Source organism: Tsukamurella soli (assembly GCF_039541155.1).
GTDB lineage: Bacteria > Actinomycetota > Actinomycetes > Mycobacteriales > Mycobacteriaceae > Tsukamurella > Tsukamurella soli.
The window spans coordinates 16,033-35,052 of the sequence record NZ_BAABFR010000039.1; the positions used below are offsets into that span (position 1 = coordinate 16,033).

A 19,020-nucleotide genomic window follows, 5' to 3' on the forward strand; every position below is an offset into this window, starting at 1 on the left:
ACGTGCAGCTGACAGCCGTCATCGATGTGTTGGAAGAGGCGTACCCGCCGCGGCTCGCCGAGGACTGGGACAGCGTCGGGCTGGTGTGCGGCGACCCCGCCGCCGACGTGACGCGGGTGCTCGCCTGCGTGGACGTGACCGCCGACGTGGTGGACGCCGCGCTCGCCAGCGGCGCCGAGCTGATCGTGGCGCACCACCCGCTGCTACTGCGCGGCGTGGACACCGTCGCCGTCTCGACGCCGAAGGGCGCGCTGATCCACCGACTCATCGCGGGCGGCTGCGCGCTCTACACCGCGCACACCAACGCGGACCGGGCCCGCGGGGGCGTGGGCGACGCCCTCGCCGCGGCGTTGGCACTCGAGGTGACCGGTCCGATCGAGTACCTCGGCGACGCCGAGCCGCTGGACGCGTGGAACGTCAAGGTGCCGCTCGCCGATACCGACGCGGTCCTGGCCGCCGTGTTCGCCGCCGGTGCGGGCCGGGTGGGGGAGTACTCCGAGTGCGCCTGGCGCGTCGACGGTGCCGGGCAGTTCCGCCCCGGCGCGGGAGCGAACCCCGCCATCGGCACGTCCGGCCGGCTGGAGACTGTCGCCGAGACCCGCGCGGAGTTCGTCGCACCCCGTGCGGCCGGCGCAGCCGTCCTGGCGGCGTTGCGTGCGGCGCACCCCTACGAGGAGCCCGCGTTCGATGTGGTGGAACTCGCTGCGCGGGAACGTGAGTGGGGGCTGGGACGGATCGGTGTGCTGCCCGTCCCGGTGTCGCTGCCGGAGTTCGCCGCGTCCGTAGCCGCTGCCCTCGGCGTGCCGGTGCGGGCCGCCGGACCCGGCGATGCCGTGGTGCGCACCGTCGCCGTATGCGGCGGCGCCGGCGACTCGCTGCTCGGCGCGGTGCGCCGGCTCCCGGTGGATGCGTACGTGACCGGTGACCTGCGGCACCACCCCGTCGACGAACACCTGCGTGCCGGTGGCTGCCCCGTGCTCGACGCCGGACACTGGGCCACCGAGTTCCCCTGGTGCATGGTGGTCGCCGAGCTGCTGGCGCCCGACCTGGCCGTCGACGTGTTCACCCGCCCCACGGACCCCTTCACGGTGTACGTCTCCTGACCCAACATGTGCACCCGACCGTCGGCCCGAGCGCCGACGGTCGGGTGCACATGTTGCGGCGGGCCGACGGTCGGGTGCACATGTTGCGCGTGGGGGCGGCTGCGGGTCAGTAAGGTGGACCGAATGAACGCCGATCCCGCTGTACAGCGGAAGCTGCTGGACCTCGCCGAGCTCGACTCCGAGACGGCTCGCCTGGCCCACCGTTCGCGGAACCTCCCGGAGGACGCGGAGATCGCCGAGTTGCAGAAGGCCGCCAGCGCCGAGCGGGACGAGTCGGTGCGGGTATCGATCCTGGTGGAGGACCTCGACCGCGACATCGCGAAGCTGGAGAAGGAGGTCGAGCAGACCCGTTTCCGCGAGGAGAAGGACCGGGCGTTGCTGCAGGCCGGCACCGTAGGCTCCAAGCAGCTGTCCGAGCTGGAGCACGAGTTGCGCAGCCTCGAGCGGCGGCAGTCGGCACTCGAGGACTCCGAGCTGGAGCTGATGGAGCGACGCGAGGCGGTCGAGCTCGAGCAGCAGCGCGCCGAGGCCACCGTGAACGCCACCAACGACAAGATCGACGCCGCCCTGGGCCGCCGCGCGGAGGCGCTCGAGGACATCGAGGCCGCGCGTGGGCGGATCGAGCGCGACCGCGGCGCGCTCCTAGGTCAACTCCCCGCCGACCTGGTCGCCGAGTACGAGCGGCGGCGCTCCGCGAGTGGGGTGGGGGCCGGGCTGCTGCGCGCCAGGCGGTGCGGCGCGTGCCGGATCGAGCTGGACCGGGGCTTCCTCGACCGCGTGACCCGCGCGCTCGCCGACGTGGTGGTCAACTGCGACGAATGCGGCGCGATCCTCGTGCGCACCAACGAGTCCGGCCTCGCGCAGGCGAAGCCCGCCGAGTGACCTCGGCAGCGCAGCGCGGCGGGTGGACCGTCTCCGCGCACGAGCCCACCCGGCTGATCCTGTTGCGGCACGGCCAGACCGCCGCGTCCGTGCGCCGGCTGTACTCAGGCCACGGGGATCCGCCGCTCACCGAGATCGGCCGGGCGCAGGCCGCCGCCGCGGCGGAGCAACTCGGCGGAGTACCCATCGACGTCGCATACACGTCACCGCTCGGACGCGCCCGCGAGACCGCCGCTGCCGTGGCCGGTCCGCGCGGGCTGCACGTCACCGTCGAACCTCTGCTGATCGAGACGGATTTCGGTGGCTGGGAAGGGCTCTCGTTCCCGGCGGCGCGCGAGCGGGATCCCGAGCTGCACGCCCGCTGGCTCGCCGACCCGACGGTGCCCGCCCCCGGCGGCGAGAGCTTCGACGAGGTGCTCGTGCGGGTCACCGCCCTGCGCGACCGGCTGGTCGCCGATCACCCGGCGCAGACCGTGCTCGCCGTCTCCCACGTGACCCCGATCAAGACGATGCTGCGGATCGCGCTCGGCGGCACCGCGGACGTCCTGTACCGGATGCACCTCGACCTGGCGTCGGTGTCGATCGTCGAGTTCTACCCCGACGGTGGTGCGTCGGTGCGGCTGGTCAACCGGACCGCGCAGCTCGGCGGGTAGGGCGTCATCCGGCCGACGCTGCGGGGTAACACCGGCGAAACGACGCGGTTCTAGCGTGCGAATCACCCGGAGCGTTCGCCGGGGTTCCGCAACGCCGACCGCCGAGGAGCTCCATGTCCGACGAACACCTTTCCGTCGCCCTACGCCCCCTGAGCCGCCGCGCTCTGCTCCGTGGGGGACTCGGCCTCGGCGCGCTGGCCGCGGCAGGCCCGCTGCTGGCGGCCTGCTCGTCCAGTAGCAGCGGGTCCGCGGCGGTCTCCTCGAGCAGCACGGGGGGCGCGGGGGCGTTCGGCGACATCTCGGTGCAGCTCTCGTGGATCAAGAACATCGAGTTCGCGGGCGAGTTCTTCGCCGACTCCAAGGGGTACTACAAGGCGGCCGGCTTCTCGTCGGTCGATCTGGTCGCCAACAACGGCGGCACCACTGACATCGACCAGGCCGTCGCGACCGGCAAGGTCACCGTCGGCCTCTCGGCGCCGGACTCCACGGCCCGGCACATCACCGACAGCGGCACGCCGCTCAAGATCATCGGCAGCACCTACCAGAAGAACCCCTTCTGCATCCTGTCGATCGCCGAGCACAAGCCGATCCGCACGCCCGCGGACCTCAAGGGCAAGACGATCGCCATCCAACCCGGCCCCAACCAGGGCATCTTCGCCGGCTTCCTGAAGGCCAACGGCCTCAGCGCCGGCGATATGAAGATCGTCAGCGCCGGGTTCACCCCCGACGAGCTGATCGCGGGCCATCAGGACGGCTACATGGCCTACCTGACCAACGAGCCGTTCCTCGTGGAGGCCGCGAAGCTCACGCCCGTCACCCTGGGGTTCGCCGACAACGGACTGCCGCTGACCGCCGAGACGTTCACCGTGCTGCAGAAGACGATCGACACCAAGCGGGACATGCTCAAGGCGTTCCTGCTCGCCGAGATCAAGGGGTGGAAGGACGCGGTGGCCTCGCCCGCCGAGGCGGCGCGGCTGGCGGTGACCGTGTACGGCAAGGACCAGAAGCTGACGGTGCCCGAGCAGACGAAGGAGGCCACCGCGCAGAACGCGCTCGTGGTCTCGGCCGACACGAAGAAGAACGGCCTGTTCACCCTGACCGGTGACCTGCAGGCGAAGATCATCAAAGCGGTTGCGGCCGAGGGGATCACGATCACCGGCGGGCAGCTGTTCGATATGTCGCTGTTGGCGGAGGTCTACAAGGAGCATCCGGAACTGATCGGCTGAATCCCATGACCGAAGTGTCCCATCATGATCCGGCGCCGTCGGCCACCGTCAGCGCGCCGTTGAGCACCGCGAGCCCGGCCGCCGAACCCCTTGCCGCCACCGGGGTCAGCATCTCCGGGCTGACCAAGTCGTTCCGCCTGGGCCGGCGCTCGGTCACGGCCGTCGACGACGTCAGCCTCGGCACGCGTGAGAACTCCTTCCTCGCGCTGCTCGGCCCGTCGGGGTGCGGCAAGTCGACGATCCTGCGGATCCTGGCCGGGCTCGAACAGCCCACCGCCGGCGCGGTTCTCGTGAACGGCCGGTCCGTCGGCGAGATCCAGCGCGACCACGAGCTGGGCATCGCGTTCCAGCAGGCGGCGCTGCTGCCGTGGCGCTCCGTCGAGAAGAACATCCGGTTGCCGCTCGAGGTGGCCGGGATCAAGCCCGAGCCCGGACTGATCGCCGACCTGGTCGAGCTCGTCGGCCTCACCGGATTCGAGAAGGCCAAGCCGGCGCAGCTGTCCGGCGGGATGCGGCAGCGCGTCGCGATCGCGCGCTGCCTGGTGGTGAAGCCGACGGTGATGCTGCTCGACGAGCCGTTCGGCGCCCTAGACGACATGACCCGCCAGCGGCTCAACGTCGAGCTGCTGCGGATCTGGACCGAGCGGCCCGCCACCACGCTCATGGTCACCCACGGCATCGCGGAGGCGATCTTCCTGTCCGACGTGGTCGCCGTGATGAGCCCGCGGCCCGGCCGGATCGCCGAGATCGTCGAGATCGACCTGCCGCGCCCGCGCACGCCCGACATGATGCGCACCCCCGAGTTCCACGACCTGCACGACCGCATCTCCGAGATCCTGTTCGGGCGGGGCGGCGCAGACGGGGCGGGGGCCGGACGGTGACGCCGGCCGCGCTGTCCACCTCGCCGCAGGTCCGGCGCTGGGTGGGCGGCGGAATCGGGCTGATCGTGATCGTGCTGCTGTGGTGGCTCGCGTCGCAGACGCTGTACACCACCGACCACGCCATCCCCACCCCCTGGTCGGTGGTGAGGCACTACGGCAGCGGCGCAGACTGGGTGACGCTTCGGGCCGACTTCGCGCCCACCACGGCCGAGGCGCTCTGGGGATTCCTGTGGGGCGACCTGCTCGCGCTCGCGGCGGCCGCGCTGGTGCTGCTCGTGCCGCGGCTCAGCGAGGTCGCGAATCAGGTCGCCATCGTCAGCTACTGCCTGCCGCCGGTCGCGATCGGCGCGATCCTGGTCGAGGCCGCGCCGCTCGGCAGCCACGTCCCGCCGATCATCCTGGCCGCGATGGCCCCGTTCTTCACCACGGTCGTCGGGACCCTCGTGGGCCTGCGCTCGGCGTCGTCGGCCAGCCTGGACGTCATCACCGCGTACGGCGGGGGATACCTCACCCAGCTGCGGAAGGTACGGGTCATCACGGCGCTGCCCAACATCTTCGCCGCGCTGAAGATCGCGGCTCCGGCGGCGTTCCTCGGCGCCGTGCTCGGCGAGTTCGTCGGCGGTGGCGGTGACGACTCGGTGGGCGTAGCCCTGATCTCGGCGCAGAGCCACCTGCAGTCGGACGTGCTGTGGTGGATCGCGCTCACCAGCGGCGCCGTCGCCGGCATCGGCTACCTACTGGTGGCCGGAATCGCGCGGCTCGTCACACCGTGGGGCGCCATGGCCGGAGCCGCGCAGTGACCGCCCCGGCGCAGTCGGACGCGGAGGCGCCCACGGCGGCCCCGGCACCGTCGGCGCCCGGGACGGTCGACGACGCGCGGACCGGCTCGGTCGCGGGCGCCGTGGGCCGCCGGGTGGGATGGTCGGCCCTGGTCGTGGTGGTCTCGATCGTGGTGCTGCTGGTGATCTGGTGGGCGGGGCTGAAGATCTTCTCCATCGACCCCCTGGTCGGCAAGACCCCCGCCGACGTGTGGAACTTCTTCTTCGACAACCACCCCAGGCTGGGCGTGCGGCCGCAGAGTCAGACCGCGGGGCAGGCCCGGTCGGATGCGCTGAGCGCGCTGTGGACCACGCTCACCGACGCCGCGCTGGGCTTCGTCGTCGGCATGGTGGTGGCGCTCGTGGTCGCGTCGCTGTTCGTGCTGTTCGACGCGTTCGAGTTCGCCTTCATGCCCATCGCGATGCTGCTGCGCTCGGTGCCGCTGGTTGCGATGGCGCCGCTGATCCTGCTGATCTTCGGGCACACGAAGGTGGCGATCACCCTGGTGGGGACGATCGTCGTGCTGTTCCCGGCGCTGATCAACATCGTGCTCGGCCTGCGGTCCGCCGCGCCGGAGGCGCTCGACGTGATCCGGGTGAACGGCGGCGGACGCCTGTCGGCGCTGGTGCGGGTGCAGATCCCGTCCGCGCTGCCCAACCTCCTCGCCGCCGTGCGCATCTCGGTGCCCGGTGCGATGGTCGGCGCGATGCTCGGCGAATGGATCTCCGGTTTCAGCGGTTTCGGCGGCCTGATCGCCACCGCGCACGGGCTGGGGCACTCCACCGAGGTGTGGGCTCTGGCCTTCGTGGGCGTGGTGGTGTCGATCGCCCTCTACGCGGTCGTGAGCGTCATCGAGTCCGCGGCGCTCGCGGCGTGGGGGCCGGACGCCGGCCGGAGCTGATTCGGGCGCACCGGGTGGGCTGGACTACGCTGCATAGCGCGGACGAGCTGACCGGGCGGCCGCGGCGATCGGGAACGGCTGGCCCACCAGCGCAGCCCGCGTCGAGGAAAGTCCGGACTCCACAGGGCAGGGTGGTTGCTAACGGCAACCCGGGGTGACCCGCGGGACAGTGCCACAGAGAACAGACCGCCCGCCTCTCGGGGCGGGTAAGGGTGAAACGGTGCGGTAAGAGCGCACCAGCGCTCCGGGTGACCGGAGCGGCTCGGTAAACCCCACCCGGAGCAAGGTCGAAGGCGGCACCAGCGGCCTGCGGGCCGACGGTGCTGCTGCGCGCGTGAAAGAGGGCTGCTCGCCCGAGCGCGCGGGTGGACCGCTCGAGGCACCCGGCGACGGTGTGCCCAGATGGATGGTCGCCCCCGGCTTCGGCCGGGACAGGATCCGGCTTACACGTCAGCTCGTCCGCCCCAACCGCCCGCCTGGGCTCCGTCGATGATCGCGAGCGCGAGCGCAGCCTGTGAGCGTCGGATGTCCTCTGGCGCTCGTCCGGAGCCGAGTAGCTCCTCGAGGAGATCGATATCCAGCGCCGCAAGCAGGACGTGGGCCGCGTAACCCGAGTCGTCCGCGGTCGCCCAGGGAGCGGCGTCGTCGATCAGGGCCCGGAGTAGACCGTGCGACCACTTGTAGCTCGTCGCCTGACGTACTCCGACGGGGCTCTTCGGGCGCATGCGAATGAGGTGGCGGTTCGCGAGCTTGAAGCTGAGCAGTGCGTCGAGGAACGCCACGATCCGTTCGCGCGACGGCGTGCCGGGGCCGAGCGGCTCCGTGCCTTCCTCTACGGCCTCGCGTAGGGCCGCGAGCTTCCCGGTCCACAGCGCGTCGAGGAGGCCGTCGCGGCTGCGGAACGCTCGGAACAGGGTTCCCTTTCCAACGCCGGCTGCGGCGGCGATGTGATCCATCGTCACCGTCTGCGGGACGTCGGCATCAGCGAGAAGGACATCGGCAGCGGCGAGTATGCGCGAGGGGGAGGCGGGCGGGCGGCCGCGACGCACCGGACCATCTACGCTCCCGATGCCGTCCACGAGTTCCCGTGGGCGTCCGAGGGGCAGGTTCGCCGGCTCGAGGGCCGCGAAGCCATCGCGGCCTATATGCGCCAGCTCCCGGGGCACATCGTGTTCGGACCGTTCGAGGACGTTCAGGTGCGCGAGGTCGGCGACGAGACGATCGTCCAGGCCACCGGCCGTCACCGACGCCCGGATGGCACGCCCAGGGATCTCAGCTACATCGGGTTCATCACCCGTCGCGACGGCAAGGTGACGCGCTGGCAGGACTACATGAACGCGCTTCAGCCCTAGGAGAGCTCACGGCGCCCGCCACGCCGTCATGCGAAGACATTGCGTGACAACACTTCCCGCTCCAGTGAAGGTCTCGATCTCGCCGACGGCATCGCAGCGGGTCCGGCCCGCGCGCAGGTGTCGGGTCTGTAGCGGTCTGGGCGATTCGTCCCGGGGCGCGGCTCGCGCTGACGGCGCTGGTCATGCGCGGGTTGCTAGGTTCGCCGGATGGATATCGGACTGCGGGCGTGCGGGCTGCATGGCCACGTCACCTACGCCCCCGACGAGCCCGAACTGCGCGAGCGCCTGCGCGTCGACACGGCGCACGGCGAGGCGTGGCGCTGCCTGCGCTGTGACTCGTTCGTGGTCGGACCGGCCGCGGCGACCGGGCCCCGCTCCCAGGCCCCGACGGTGCTGCGCGGCCGCGCGATCCGGGACCGCTTCATCACGCGACTGCTGGCGTGCGAGCGGATCATCCGGACCCTGATCTTCACGCTGCTCGCGGTGGGCGTGTTCAAGGTGCGCGGCTCGCGTCAGCACCTCCAGGCGGCGTTCGATCGGGATCTCCCGCTCGTGCGGCCGCTGGCCGACCAGTTCGGGTGGAACCCCGACCACTCCAAGATCATCCACGAGATCGACAAGGCGTTCTCCCTATCGTCCACCGCGCTGACATGGGTCGCGCTCGGGCTCGCGGCGTACGCGCTGATCGAGCTCGTCGAGGCGGCGGGGCTGTGGCTGGGCCACCGCTGGGGCGAGTACTTCGCGGTGGTGGCGACCAGCGTGTTCCTGCCGCTCGAGATCTACGAGATCCTCGAGAAGGTGACGGCGTTCAAGGCCATCGCGCTCGCCATCAACATCGCCGCGGTGGTGTGGCTGCTGTGGAGCAAGCGGCTGTTCGGGCTCAACGGGGGCGGGCGTGCCTACCGCGCTGAGCACGCCGAACAGGACGCGCTCGCGCTCGCGGCCCGGCAGGCACAGCAGCGTGTGGAAGACTCGGCGACGTGATCGGACAGCCGCTCAGCCCGCCACCGTCGGATCCCGCGCTGCGCTCAGACCACACCGTCTTCCGTACCGAACGGACCGTCCGCGCCGACGCAGTGCGCCCGGACAACGGCATCAAGTTCGACGGTGTCGCGCGCTACCTGCAGGACACCGGCCAGGACCACCTGGTCGCGGCCGGCTTCTACGACTCGCATAACGCGTGGATAGCACGGCGCACCGTCATCGACATCCACGCGAACGGCTCGTGGCCGGAGCGCCTGACACTCGAACGGTGGGCGTCTCGCATGGGTTCGCGGTGGTGTGACGTGCGCATCGACCTGCGCGGCGAGGCCGGGACCCGGGTGGAGACCGAGGCGTTCTGGATCTGCTTCAACACCGAGACCGGTACCCCGACCCGGATGTCCGACGAGTTCGTCGCCCGCTTCGGGGTCGCGGCCGGGCCCGGCGTACTGCGATGGAAGCGGCTCCTGGATCCCACCCCGCACCCGGATGCCGAGGAGGTCCCGTTCGTGCTGCGCAGCACCGATGTGGACTTCTTCGACCACGTCAACAACGCGGTCTACTGGACCGCGCTCGAGCACGCGCTGTCCGGGTATCCGGACCTGCGCGACATGCTGCCGCTGCGGGGCATCGTCGAGCACGATTCGCCCCTGACGCTGGCGGACGCGCCGCGGCTGCTACGGCGCCGCGACGGCGACACGTTGTTCGTGTGGCTGGTGCAGGACGACCCGGGCGGGACCCGGACCGCCGCGCCGATGTGCGTGACACCGCTTCTCCCGGCCGCCTCCTGAGGCGGTTCCGTCGTGCGAGGATCGACGCCGTGTGCGACGTCGACTTCCAGGCCGTCCGTGACGAGTTCGCGCTGACCGAGGTGTTCGGGCCTGCTGAGCAGAGGGAGGCGGACACCGCGGCCGACAGGTTCGCGATCGGGCGCCGCGATCGTGCCGACCTGCCGCTCGTCACCATCGACCCGCCCGGCTCGTGCGACCTCGACCAGGCGATGTACATCGCGGCCGATTCGGCGGGGTACACCGTGTACTACGCGATCGCCGACGTCGCAGCACTGGTCACGCCGGGCGGTGCCCTCGATCTCGAGACCCGGCGGCGCGGCCAGACCTATTACCTCCCGGACGGTTCCGTGCCGCTGCATCCACTGTCGTTGTCCGAGGGGGCGGGATCGCTGCTGCCGCAGCAGGATCGACCTGCCGCACTATGGGAGATCCGGCTCGATCGCGCCGGCGAGGTGGTGTCGGCCCGCGTCGATCGGGCCCGCGTGCGCTCGGTGGCACGGCTGGACTATCACGGTGTGCAGGCGGACTGGGAGTCCGGGCGGCTGCATCCCTCGGTCGAGGCACTGGCCGACGTGGGGCGGTTGCGCGCGGCGTGGGGGCGCGCGCACGGCTCCGTCGACCTCCGGCTACCCGAGCAGGAGGCCGTGCGCGGCGATGACGGGTGGGAGCTGCGGATCGAGCCGCGCACCGCGTTCGACGAGTGGAACGCGCAGATCTCCCTGCTCACCGGCATGTGTGCGGCGCAGCTCATGCTGCGGGCCGGGGTGGGGGTCCTGCGCACGCTGCCGCCCGCCGATGCGAAGACGGTGACAGCGCTGCGCCGCAGCGCCGCGGCCCTCGGCTTCGACTGGCCGGAGTCCACATCGGTGGGGGAGTTCCTCGACGGCGTCGACGTGTCTACCCCGCGCGGGCTCGCCGTGATGGCCGACGCCGTGTCGCTGCTGCGCGGGGCGGGTTACGCACCGTTCGACGGTGCCGTGCCCGAGCAGCCCCTGCACGCCGGAGTCGGCGCGCCGTATGCGCACGTGACCGCGCCCCTGCGGCGGCTCGGAGACAGGTTCGCTACGGAGGTGTGTCTGGCGGTGAGTGCTTCTGCGCCCGTGCCGGATTGGGTTCGGAGTTCGCTCGTCCAGATCGCGGAGACGATGCATGCCACCGACTCGCTGTCCGCCAAGGTGGGGCGCGCCTGCATCGACCTCACGGAGGCGACGATCCTGGCCGGTCGGGTCGGCGAGAGGTTCGCCGCCACCGTGATGCGCGGCGACCAGGTGTTCGTCGAGCAGCCGGCGGTGATAGCGAAGTGCGCGGGTGACCCGCCCGAGGGTCGCGCGATCACGGTGCGGCTGGCCAGAGCCGACGTCGCGGCCCGGAAGGTCGCGTTCGACTACCAGCCCGACATGTCGCCCGCGGGCGTCAAAGCGCAAGACGCGGAAAATGTCTGACGAAGCGCGCCGCGGCCACGCAGACGGTACTTTGGCCCCATGAAGTATCGCCGATCCGTGTCAGCAACGCTCGCCGCCCTGGTCGGCGCACCCGCTCTCGCCGCCACCGTCCTCGTCGCACCGGTGGTCCCCGGGCTGGCTGCTGCCGCGTCCGCAGCCCCCGTGTGCGCCGACTACACCGTGATCGGCGCCGCCGGCTCGGGAGAAGGCGGCGAGGACGGCGGCCTGGGTCCACTGGTGGCGGGTGTCGCGGACGGCTTCGCCGCATCCGCCCGCGCGGAGGGCAAGACGGCGACAGTGCGCGCCGTGCACTACCCCGCCGCGGCGGTGCCACAGGACATCTCAGGGATCGGCCCGTTCCTCGCCAGCATCGAGACCGGTGCCGCCGACACGCAGGGGGACTTCGGGATCGTCACCCGGGCATGCCCGTCGACTCGTGTCGTGCTGATCGGCTACTCGCAGGGTGCCGCCGCCGTGCACCGCGCCCTGCAGCGGCTCGGTGACCGCCCCCAGATCGCCGCCGCGGCGCTCATCGCCGACCCCGACCGGCTCCCGGGGGACACCGTCATCAGTATGGGATCCGCCCGCGGCGGGCAGGGCATGGCGCGCGCTGCCGTGGTGGCCGGAGCCGTTCCCGGCGACCTGCCGCCGCGGATCGGCGCACACACGCTGTCGATCTGCACGAACGGAGATCCGGTGTGCCAGTGGACAGGTGATCTGATGAGCATCGGGCTGAACGCGCACACGTCGTACACGGCGGGCCCGATCCTGGCCCGGCTCAAGCCGATTGCGGGCCTTTGACCGACGGTCCGGGGGGCCGGCGCGTAGGCTCGTGAGAGAGGCTGTCGGGCATCGAATTCAGTGATGCCCCGGGCTCTCGCGTAGCGGGCCGCGTCAATGCGACCCCGGATGGAGCCTCTCGATGATGCCCTCGGCGACCGGGACGTGTGCGGGAACTCGGGGGCGATTGCGGCTCGCGCGGCGCAGTTCGGTGGCGGCGGTGGTCGACGGTGTCTGGTGGCCCCGCTGCCGGGAACTGGGCGAGGAACTGCCCCTGATCGTCCCCGTGCTCGGAACGCGCCTCCGGTCGCTGGCCCGGGTGCAGTACAGCAGCCTCGACTGGCGGCCGGCCGGCCCGGAACTGCATCTCTGCGGTGCGATCACCGACCTGGACGGTAGTCGGGACAACCCGCACGGCTACATCAGCTTCATCGGTCCCGACTCCACAGTCGTGTTCGGGCTCGTCGCGCCCGAGGTTCCCGCCTCGACCGCGGAGCAGCAGATGACCTCGCTCCTGCTCCTGCGCCGCCGGCTGGACTAGGTGAACGATCCCGGCGGCGACGGGTGCCGCACGCCGGCGGCGATGCATCCGATCCGGAGCTGGGATGCTGACGAGCGACCCCACTATGTGATCCGCGACACATGTCATTCATCGACACTGCCACTCGCCGGCTCGGGTTCTCGACGTACGTGCCCTTCCGCCGTGACCCGCGGGCTCGGCTCCGGCCGCGACAGGCGATTGTCGTCGCGATGCGCCGTCGCGTACGGTGGATGGCAAGTGGCGCCCACATGGGCGTCCTCGTGGGCGTGACCGTGGGCGTACCCGGGTGGGCAACTGCCTCTTTCCAGTGAGCATGCGCTCCTGCAGGTAGGTATCCCGATAGGCGCAGCGGCGGAGGCGCGCCGCACGTCCGGCAAGCCCGGATGCTTCGGCGAGCGTCCGCCCACACGAATCCCCGTTACCTACGGCGTCGGCTATGTCCGACGCCGATACCACCCCGCCCCGACGGCGGGAGAAACGGAGCGGCATATGACGCCGTCCATCGACTATGCACGTCCCGACCATACGTACCGCTCCCTGCTGCGAATCGAGCGATTCCCCACGTCGATCGGCGTCCTCGACGGGCTGTGGTGCCCGGCGTCGGGCGACCTGGCGCGGGAGTTGCCCACGCTGCTCGACGCGGTCTCGGGCCAGATGTCCGCGGTGGACCGAGTCGTCTATCGATTGAATGATTGGGGAGTCCAGCCGCCGTTCTGCACTGTCGACGATGACCGCATCGAGCTGCACGGATATCTCCGTGCCCGGCTGGGGACGGTCACGTTGCTAGGTGTCGGACCGGCACACAGGCTCGAGCTCGCCGTCACGATGCCACCGTCGGCCCGGCCACGCGGCGTCGAGTGCGTCGCGTCCCCGTCGGGCCGCGCGCGTCTCGCTGAACGCGGGCGTCTCGCCGACCGCCTCATCGGATCCGGGGTGTCGTCCCCCTCGGAGCGGTCAGGCTGATCGCGCCTTTCGGAACCTGTTGGACTGCAATCCCTCTCATTGGGATGGCGCGCGGCCCCGTGGTTGTGCTACTTTGGTTGTGGTCAAGTTTTCATTCAGTGGCTTCGCTCGCGAAGAACTGCGCGGCAGGTTCACAGATTCATCACCGAGTTGATTCTCCTCCGCTGGCCTCGGGTGCCAGTCTTGTGCTGTCCCGGTACGTATTGAAGGAGTCCTCATGGCTCAGGGAACTGTCAAGTGGTTCAACGGCGACAAGGGGTTCGGTTTCATCACCCCCGACAGCGGTAGCAAGGATCTGTTCGTGCACTTCTCGGGAATCGTTGGCGGGCAGGGCTTCCGCACCCTGAACGAGAACGACCGCGTCAGCTTCGAGGAGCAGGCCGGCGATCGCGGCCCGCAGGCCGTTTCGGTCAAGGTCATCTGACCACCTGTTCTCAGCGCGGCGGGCCCGGTCTCCTCATGGGAGACCGGGCCCGCCCCGTCGGTTCTGGAGCCGGCCGGGCCGGCCCGCCCTCACGGCAGCGCCAGCACCATGATCGGTCGGTGTGATTCCACGATCTGGTGCCCCAGCGAGTGCGTCGGCCGCTGTACTCCGTAGCGGGCACAGATGGCGTCGACCGCTCGCTTGATGCCCGCGAGGTGGTTGCTCGGCGCATCGGGGAACAGGTGGTGCTCGACCTGGTGGCTGAGGTGTCCGCTGAGGAACCCCATCACGGGCCCGGCGCGAAAGTCGGTGGAGCCGAGCAGCTGTCGCAGGTACCACTCGCCGGGTGTCTCGTCGTCCAGCACAGTGCGGTCGAACTTCGCGGCCTCGCCGGGGATGTGGCCACAGCTGATCACGAGGTACGCCCACACGTTCCGGATGATGTTCGCCGTCGCGTCGGCCGCGAGGGTACGCCGCCACCGGTTGCGGCTGAGTAGCGGGAACACGAGGTAGTCCTTGGCGCTTTGGCGCGTCGCCTTGCGCAGCAACGACAGTCGCACCTCACGACGCGCCCGAGGGGTGGCGGCGGCTGCGATCGCAGCGTCGTAGCCCTGCAGTGCGATTCCCCATTCGAACAGCAGCGCCAGCAGCACTGCGCGCACCGGTTGGCCGAGATCTGTAGGGCGCCAGTCCTGATCCGGAGTCACTCGCGCGATCCCGTAGCCCAGGTCGTCGTCGACGCCCACGACGTTGGTATAGCGGTGGTGCAGAAAGTTGTGCGAGAGCTGCCAGTGTCGGGAGACGCCCACCATGTCCCACTCCCACGATGTGGAGTGGATCTCCGGATCGTTCATCCAGTCCCACTGGCCGTGGCAGACGTTGTGGCCGATCTCCATGTTCTCGATGATCTTCGCCAGCGCGAGGGCCGCCGTTCCCACCGCCCAGCCGCGCCGCGAGCGGGTCGTCGCGATGAGCGTCCGGGCGACGACCTCGAGCGCCCGCTGCGCCGCGATGGTCCGCCGGATGTAGGCGGCGTCGCCCGCGCCGAGGGAGCGCTGGACCCGGATACGCAGATCCTCCAGCTCCGAATGCAGGCGTTCGACGTCGTCCTCCGTGAGATGCGCCAGGCCGGCGATGTCCGTGATCGCCATCAGTACGACGGCACCAGGTCGGCGGCGGCAGAGGCCAGGAGGGTGGTCATCGCGTCAACCCCGCAAGCGGTGAAGGTGCGGGGATGTAGTCGCTCGCCAGCGGAGCCTGGTCGCCGCCGCCACCGTCGTTCTCCCACTGCGCCGTCGCCGACCTGTCGGTCGCCTGCGCGCGGGATGCGGGCCCGGCTGCCCGGGAGAGCTCGTCCGCGGTCCGGTGCTCGTGGCTGTCGAGGGCGGCCTGCAGTTCCCACGCGGCACTCTCGGGTTCCGCTTCGGGTGCGACCACCGCGAGCACCACGGTGTCGTCCGGGCCGGCGAACCGCACGGTCCCGGTGGCCTGATAGTTGTAGCCGTCCAGGTCGAGACGACGGTGCCCTGTCATCAGCCGCTTCGGTGTGTCCGTCCAGTCGGCGATCGGATAGCAGACCCGCTCGACGCGTGTGACCCGCGCATCGAGAAGCGGAATGACGTCGACGAGTTCGGCCTCGAGGTCGTGGGTACGTGGCCACCAGGCACCGTCGAACCGGGCGTGCGTCTGTCTGCCGGGGGCGGGCTCGGGGGAGAGCCGCAGGCGGGGTGTCGGCCGCGCGGCATGGGGCAACTGCGTCATGAGGGACGCTCCAATCGGTGGGCGCCGTGATGCGACGCCGATAGGTGGGGGTTGGAGCATCGCGTGATTCGATGGATATCGACCCTCTTGGTTCCCAGCCTACGCTGTCGGCCGACGGTCGGCCCGATGCCGGCTGGACGGAACCGAGCTCGGGTCCGTCAGCCGAGGCGCCGAAGCAGCGTGGGGAGGGAGGCCCGGGCGTCGGCCGCCCGTCGCTCCTCGACGGCGTCGAGGCGCCCGAGTTGGAACGCCGTCGCCGGGGCGACGCCGCTCAGATCCACCTCGGCCACCGCATCGCGGGCGATGGCGGCGTCCTGGAACTCGCCGAGCCGGGTCTGCACGGCGGCCAGGGCAACGATCTCGGCGCGGATCGCCTTGCCCAGTACCGGTTCCGCGACCGCAGCCGCGTAGCGGAGTCGCTTGGCCCGCTTGCGGATCGCATGCACATCGTCGTTGGTAGCGTCCGGCGCCGCCAAGAGGTCGTCAGCGTCCCGGGCGAACCCGCGGATCCGGCGGTGGATCATCGGCGCCAGCGTCGACACGGCCGGCCTCGCGGCGCGCTTGGCAAGGGGAGGCTCGGCGATGGTCGCGTCCACGGCGTCGAGCAGCGCGAAGTACCGGTCCGCGGAGAGGTAGGCGTCGACCCGCGACCAGCCCGCGGCCTCGCGACGCCGCTGCTCGGCCGCCAACAATCCCACGGCCGCGGCCAACTCGGGCTCGGCCTCCGCTTGCGCGGAGAACCGTTCCGCCAACACCTCCGCATCCCGGACGCCGCCGAGAACTGATGCAAGGGAACGTAGTTCGGATGAGAGTGCCGCCGGCGCCGGTCCGGAGAAGTACGCCGAGAACTCGGTGAGGGCGCTGCGCAACTGCCGGGTCGCGACCCGCATCTGGTGTAGGGCGTCGTCGGCGCGAGCGCGCACCAGGGGGTCGTTCGCGGTCAGGCGGTCCCGGTAGCCCGCCAGCGCGGCCACCAGCAGCTCGCTCGCCGCGGCTTTCGTGGGCTTGCGTACGGTGGTCGGTTCGACCGGCGCGGGGTCGGAGTCGATCGCCCGCGCCAGCTTGGACGCGCTGTGCGGGCTGCGCCCGCCCGCCGCGCGCAGGAAGCGGTCGACGGTGCGCGCCGCCACCCGCCCGGCGTCGGTGTCCGGGACCTCGAACTCCCATTCACGCCAGGCCTTCTCGACACCGTCATCGAGCAGCGACACGGTGTGCACGTGGTCGTCCGCCAGTTCGCCCAGCAGAGTGCCCTCGGTGTCCCACGCGTACGTGGTGTGCCGGTCGTTCTCGACGATGGCGACGGGCGCCAGCACCCGGCCGCGGGTGTACACCAACACCCGCGCCGCGAGCTCGGCGGGGACGCCGTCGCCGGGTGCGGGCGCGGTCGGGTCGTCGGGAAACAGCGGCGCGCTCACCTCTCGCCGGTCGGCGCCCGCAGGCAGCTTGAGGTGCCAGCCGTCGTCCTTGCCGCCCACCCTGCGCCGCAACGTGATCCGGTGCCGGGCCAGGTCCAGTACCTCGGTGTCGTAGTAGGTCGCCGCGAGGTGGAACACCTCGTCGACGGTCGTGCGAGCCACACCGTCGGCGGCGCTGAGATCGGGGGCGGGCGTGTCCTCGTCGACCTCGTATTTGGTCTCGATCTCGAGCTGCTCACTCATGCCGGGAGTCCTTCAGCGCGTTCGGAATCGGTCGGTCGCCTCGAGCAGCCGAGTCCGGATCCCCGGCTCGAACGAGGCGTGACCGGCGTCGGGGACGATGTGCAACTCCGCAGCCGGCCACGCTCGGTGCAGGTCCCACGCGCTGCGCGCCGGACATACCACGTCGTATCGGCCCTGCACGATCACCCCGGGGATGCGGGCGATGCGCCCGACGTCGCGCAGCAGCTGGCCCTCGTCGAGGAAGCCGTGGTTGACGAAGTAGTGGTTCTCGATCCGCGCGAACGCCAAGGCGTACCGCGGATCCTCGGCCCCGGCGGTCTTCTCCGGGGTGTTGATCAGGTAGCTGGTGCTCTTCTCCCATGTGGTCCACGCGATCGCCGCGGCGGTGGCGACCTCGGGATCGGGGGAGTGCAGCAGCCTGTGGTACGCGGTTACCTTGTCGACGCTGGGGCCGCGGTCTGCCGGTGCCAGCGGCGCGAGGTAGCCCTCCCAGGCGTCCGGGTAGATATGCGAGGCACCATCGTTGTAGTACCAGTCGATCTCGCTGCGCCGCAGCAGGAAGATGCCGCGCAGCACCAGCTCTGTGACCCGCGCCGGGTGCGCCTGCGCATACGCCAGCGACAGCGTCGAGCCCCACGACCCCCCGAACACCAGCCACCGCTCGATGCCCAGGTGCTCGCGGATCCTCTCCATGTCCGCGATCAGGTTCGACGTGGTATTCGTTTCAAGGACACCGGCTGTGCCGTTCGATCCGCCTACGGCGTCCGCGACATGCGGCACCGACTGCCCGCACCCGCGTTGGTCGAAGACCACGATCCGGTAGGCCGCGGGATCGAAGAAGCGGCGTACGGCGGGGGAGGTGCCGCCGCCGGGCCCGCCGTGCACGAACACAGCCGGCTTGCCGTCGGGGTTACCGCTGCATTCGACGTACAGCTGCTGGCCGTCGCCCACGTCGAGCAGCTCGGTGGAGTGCGGCTCGATCTCGGGATAGAAGTCGCGGGTCGCCGGCGTCATCAGAAGGTGTGCTCCGGGCCGGGGAACTCGCCGGAGGCGACCTCCGAGACGTACTCTGCTGCAGCGTGCTCCAGCTGATCGCCCAGATCGGCGTAGCGCTTGACGAAGCGTGCGACGCGGCCACGGGCGAGGCCCGCCATGTCCTGCCACACGAGCACCTGCCCGTCGCAGTCGGCGCCCGCGCCGATCCCGATGGTGGGGATTCCACTGGCCTCGGTGACCTGCTTCGCCACGGCGGCGGGAACCATCTCGAGCACCACCGAGAAGGCACCGGCAGTGTCGACGGCCTTGGCGTCGGCGCGGATCCGCTCGGCGTCTGCGTCGCCGCGACCCTGCACCCGATTGCCGCCGAGGGTGTTGACGGACTGCGGCGTGAATCCGATGTGTGCCATCACGGGAATGCCGCGGCGCGTGAGGAATTCGATCGTCGGCGCCATGTGTACTCCGCCCTCGAGCTTGACGGCCTCGGCGCCGGCCTTCATCATCACCGACGCCGCATCGAAGGCCTGCTCGGGTGAGCGCTCGTACGAGCCGAACGGCAGATCTGCCACGACCAACGCCGACGTCGCGCCCCGGCGCACCGCCGCCACGAGCGGGGCGAGCTCGGTGAGCCCCACCGGCAACGTCGAGTCGTGGCCGAAGACGACGTTGGCGGCGCTGTCGCCGATCAGCAGCGCGTGCGCGCCGGCCGTGTCGAAGATCTGCGCGGTCAGATAGTCGTAGGTGGTCAACATGGCGAACTTCTCGCCGCGGTCGCGCATCTCACCAAGGTGCTGGATGCGGACCTTCCTCCGGCGGGGCTTGTCCGCGGGCGGCTCGCCGCCCCCGTACACCGTGCTCTCGGGCAT

20 protein-coding genes and 1 other RNA gene are annotated in these 19,020 nt (G+C 70.8%); 16 read left to right on the plus strand and 5 right to left on the minus strand.

Annotated features, from left to right (window positions below; translation table 11 throughout):
* Nucleotides 1-2 precede the first annotated feature (2 nt).
* The 16 genes from ABD908_RS13640 to ABD908_RS13715 all read left to right on the plus strand — a co-directional run bounded on the left by ABD908_RS13640 (nucleotide 3) and on the right by ABD908_RS13715 (nucleotide 13,739).
* A complete protein-coding gene (locus ABD908_RS13640) occupies nucleotides 3-1,103 on the plus strand; it encodes a Nif3-like dinuclear metal center hexameric protein (RefSeq protein ID WP_344996589.1) in 1,101 nt (366 codons plus the stop codon).
* A gap of 123 nt (nucleotides 1,104-1,226) precedes the next feature.
* Nucleotides 1,227-1,985, plus strand: a complete 759-nt coding sequence (locus tag ABD908_RS13645; protein ID WP_344996592.1) for a zinc ribbon domain-containing protein — start codon at nucleotides 1,227-1,229, stop codon at nucleotides 1,983-1,985.
* A complete protein-coding gene (locus ABD908_RS13650; protein WP_385920127.1) occupies nucleotides 1,982-2,638 on the plus strand; it encodes a histidine phosphatase family protein in 657 nt (218 codons plus the stop codon). Before ABD908_RS13645 ends, ABD908_RS13650 begins: the two co-directional genes overlap by 4 nt.
* 113 nt (nucleotides 2,639-2,751) lie before the next feature.
* A complete protein-coding gene (locus tag ABD908_RS13655; RefSeq protein ID WP_344996594.1) occupies nucleotides 2,752-3,864 on the plus strand; it encodes an ABC transporter substrate-binding protein in 1,113 nt (370 codons plus the stop codon).
* A gap of 5 nt (nucleotides 3,865-3,869) precedes the next feature.
* Nucleotides 3,870-4,745: an ABC transporter ATP-binding protein gene (locus ABD908_RS13660; protein ID WP_344996596.1), complete on the plus strand. Its 876-nt coding sequence runs from the start codon at nucleotides 3,870-3,872 to the stop codon at nucleotides 4,743-4,745.
* Nucleotides 4,742-5,545: an ABC transporter permease gene (locus tag ABD908_RS13665; RefSeq protein ID WP_344996597.1), complete on the plus strand. Its 804-nt coding sequence runs from the start codon at nucleotides 4,742-4,744 to the stop codon at nucleotides 5,543-5,545. Before ABD908_RS13660 ends, ABD908_RS13665 begins: the two co-directional genes overlap by 4 nt.
* On the plus strand, nucleotides 5,542-6,465 hold the full coding sequence (locus ABD908_RS13670; protein ID WP_344996598.1) for an ABC transporter permease: 924 nt from the start codon (nucleotides 5,542-5,544) through the stop codon (nucleotides 6,463-6,465). The genes ABD908_RS13665 and ABD908_RS13670 overlap by 4 nt, the downstream gene beginning before the upstream one ends.
* Before the next feature lie 43 nt (nucleotides 6,466-6,508).
* Nucleotides 6,509-6,927, plus strand: an RNA gene (rnpB, locus tag ABD908_RS13675) — RNase P RNA component class A.
* Between the two features lie 485 nt (nucleotides 6,928-7,412).
* Entirely contained in the window at nucleotides 7,413-7,817 is a 405-nt protein-coding gene (locus tag ABD908_RS13680; protein ID WP_344996601.1) for a nuclear transport factor 2 family protein, read from the plus strand.
* Between the two features lie 207 nt (nucleotides 7,818-8,024).
* Nucleotides 8,025-8,801: a DUF2127 domain-containing protein gene (locus ABD908_RS13685; protein ID WP_344996603.1), complete on the plus strand. Its 777-nt coding sequence runs from the start codon at nucleotides 8,025-8,027 to the stop codon at nucleotides 8,799-8,801.
* On the plus strand, nucleotides 8,798-9,589 hold the full coding sequence (locus ABD908_RS13690) for an acyl-[acyl-carrier-protein] thioesterase (RefSeq protein WP_344996605.1): 792 nt from the start codon (nucleotides 8,798-8,800) through the stop codon (nucleotides 9,587-9,589). Before ABD908_RS13685 ends, ABD908_RS13690 begins: the two co-directional genes overlap by 4 nt.
* Nucleotides 9,590-9,618: 29 nt before the next feature.
* Nucleotides 9,619-11,031: an RNB domain-containing ribonuclease gene (locus tag ABD908_RS13695; RefSeq protein WP_344996607.1), complete on the plus strand. Its 1,413-nt coding sequence runs from the start codon at nucleotides 9,619-9,621 to the stop codon at nucleotides 11,029-11,031.
* A gap of 39 nt (nucleotides 11,032-11,070) precedes the next feature.
* On the plus strand, nucleotides 11,071-11,832 hold the full coding sequence (locus tag ABD908_RS13700) for a cutinase family protein (RefSeq protein ID WP_344996609.1): 762 nt from the start codon (nucleotides 11,071-11,073) through the stop codon (nucleotides 11,830-11,832).
* Between the two features lie 121 nt (nucleotides 11,833-11,953).
* Nucleotides 11,954-12,352: a DUF5994 family protein gene (locus tag ABD908_RS13705; protein WP_344996611.1), complete on the plus strand. Its 399-nt coding sequence runs from the start codon at nucleotides 11,954-11,956 to the stop codon at nucleotides 12,350-12,352.
* A 489-nt stretch (nucleotides 12,353-12,841) separates the two neighbouring features.
* Nucleotides 12,842-13,315, plus strand: coding sequence for a DUF5994 family protein (locus tag ABD908_RS13710; protein ID WP_344996613.1), 474 nt, complete (start codon nucleotides 12,842-12,844; stop codon nucleotides 13,313-13,315).
* 217 nt (nucleotides 13,316-13,532) lie between these two features.
* A complete protein-coding gene (locus tag ABD908_RS13715) occupies nucleotides 13,533-13,739 on the plus strand; it encodes a cold-shock protein (RefSeq protein ID WP_344996616.1) in 207 nt (68 codons plus the stop codon).
* Nucleotides 13,740-13,828: 89 nt separating this feature from the next.
* On the opposite strand, the gene ABD908_RS13720 is transcribed toward ABD908_RS13715, so the two are convergent.
* From ABD908_RS13720 to panB, 5 genes are all read right to left on the minus strand, one after another.
* A complete protein-coding gene (locus tag ABD908_RS13720) occupies nucleotides 13,829-14,890 on the minus strand; it encodes a fatty acid desaturase family protein (protein ID WP_344996618.1) in 1,062 nt (353 codons plus the stop codon).
* A gap of 46 nt (nucleotides 14,891-14,936) precedes the next feature.
* Complete coding sequence (locus tag ABD908_RS13725; RefSeq protein WP_344996621.1) at nucleotides 14,937-15,500, minus strand: DUF5994 family protein; 564 nt, start codon at nucleotides 15,498-15,500, stop codon at nucleotides 14,937-14,939.
* 158 nt (nucleotides 15,501-15,658) lie between these two features.
* On the minus strand, nucleotides 15,659-17,158 hold the full coding sequence (locus ABD908_RS13730) for a CYTH and CHAD domain-containing protein (RefSeq protein WP_344996623.1): 1,500 nt from the start codon (nucleotides 17,156-17,158) through the stop codon (nucleotides 15,659-15,661).
* A 12-nt stretch (nucleotides 17,159-17,170) separates the two neighbouring features.
* Nucleotides 17,171-18,172, minus strand: coding sequence for a prolyl aminopeptidase (gene pip / locus ABD908_RS13735; RefSeq protein WP_344996626.1), 1,002 nt, complete (start codon nucleotides 18,170-18,172; stop codon nucleotides 17,171-17,173).
* A complete protein-coding gene (panB, locus tag ABD908_RS13740; protein WP_344996628.1) occupies nucleotides 18,172-19,020 on the minus strand; it encodes a 3-methyl-2-oxobutanoate hydroxymethyltransferase in 849 nt (282 codons plus the stop codon). Before panB ends, pip begins: the two co-directional genes overlap by 1 nt.

Coding starts and splice junctions, on each gene's coding strand:
- ABD908_RS13645 (WP_344996592.1), top strand. CDS start 1,227: ATGAACGCCGATCCCGCTGTACAGCGGAAGCTGCTGGACCTCGCCGAG.
- ABD908_RS13655 (WP_344996594.1), top strand. CDS start 2,752: ATGTCCGACGAACACCTTTCCGTCGCCCTACGCCCCCTGAGCCGCCGC.
- ABD908_RS13660 (WP_344996596.1), top strand. CDS start 3,870: ATGACCGAAGTGTCCCATCATGATCCGGCGCCGTCGGCCACCGTCAGC.
- ABD908_RS13685 (WP_344996603.1), top strand. CDS start 8,025: ATGGATATCGGACTGCGGGCGTGCGGGCTGCATGGCCACGTCACCTAC.
- ABD908_RS13700 (WP_344996609.1), top strand. CDS start 11,071: ATGAAGTATCGCCGATCCGTGTCAGCAACGCTCGCCGCCCTGGTCGGC.
- ABD908_RS13705 (WP_344996611.1), top strand. CDS start 11,954: ATGATGCCCTCGGCGACCGGGACGTGTGCGGGAACTCGGGGGCGATTG.
- ABD908_RS13710 (WP_344996613.1), top strand. CDS start 12,842: ATGACGCCGTCCATCGACTATGCACGTCCCGACCATACGTACCGCTCC.
- ABD908_RS13715 (WP_344996616.1), top strand. CDS start 13,533: ATGGCTCAGGGAACTGTCAAGTGGTTCAACGGCGACAAGGGGTTCGGT.
- ABD908_RS13720 (WP_344996618.1), bottom strand. CDS start 14,890: ATGGCGATCACGGACATCGCCGGCCTGGCGCATCTCACGGAGGACGAC.
- ABD908_RS13725 (WP_344996621.1), bottom strand. CDS start 15,500: ATGACGCAGTTGCCCCATGCCGCGCGGCCGACACCCCGCCTGCGGCTC.
- ABD908_RS13730 (WP_344996623.1), bottom strand. CDS start 17,158: ATGAGTGAGCAGCTCGAGATCGAGACCAAATACGAGGTCGACGAGGAC.
- pip (WP_344996626.1), bottom strand. CDS start 18,172: ATGACGCCGGCGACCCGCGACTTCTATCCCGAGATCGAGCCGCACTCC.
- panB (WP_344996628.1), bottom strand. CDS start 19,020: ATGCCCGAGAGCACGGTGTACGGGGGCGGCGAGCCGCCCGCGGACAAG.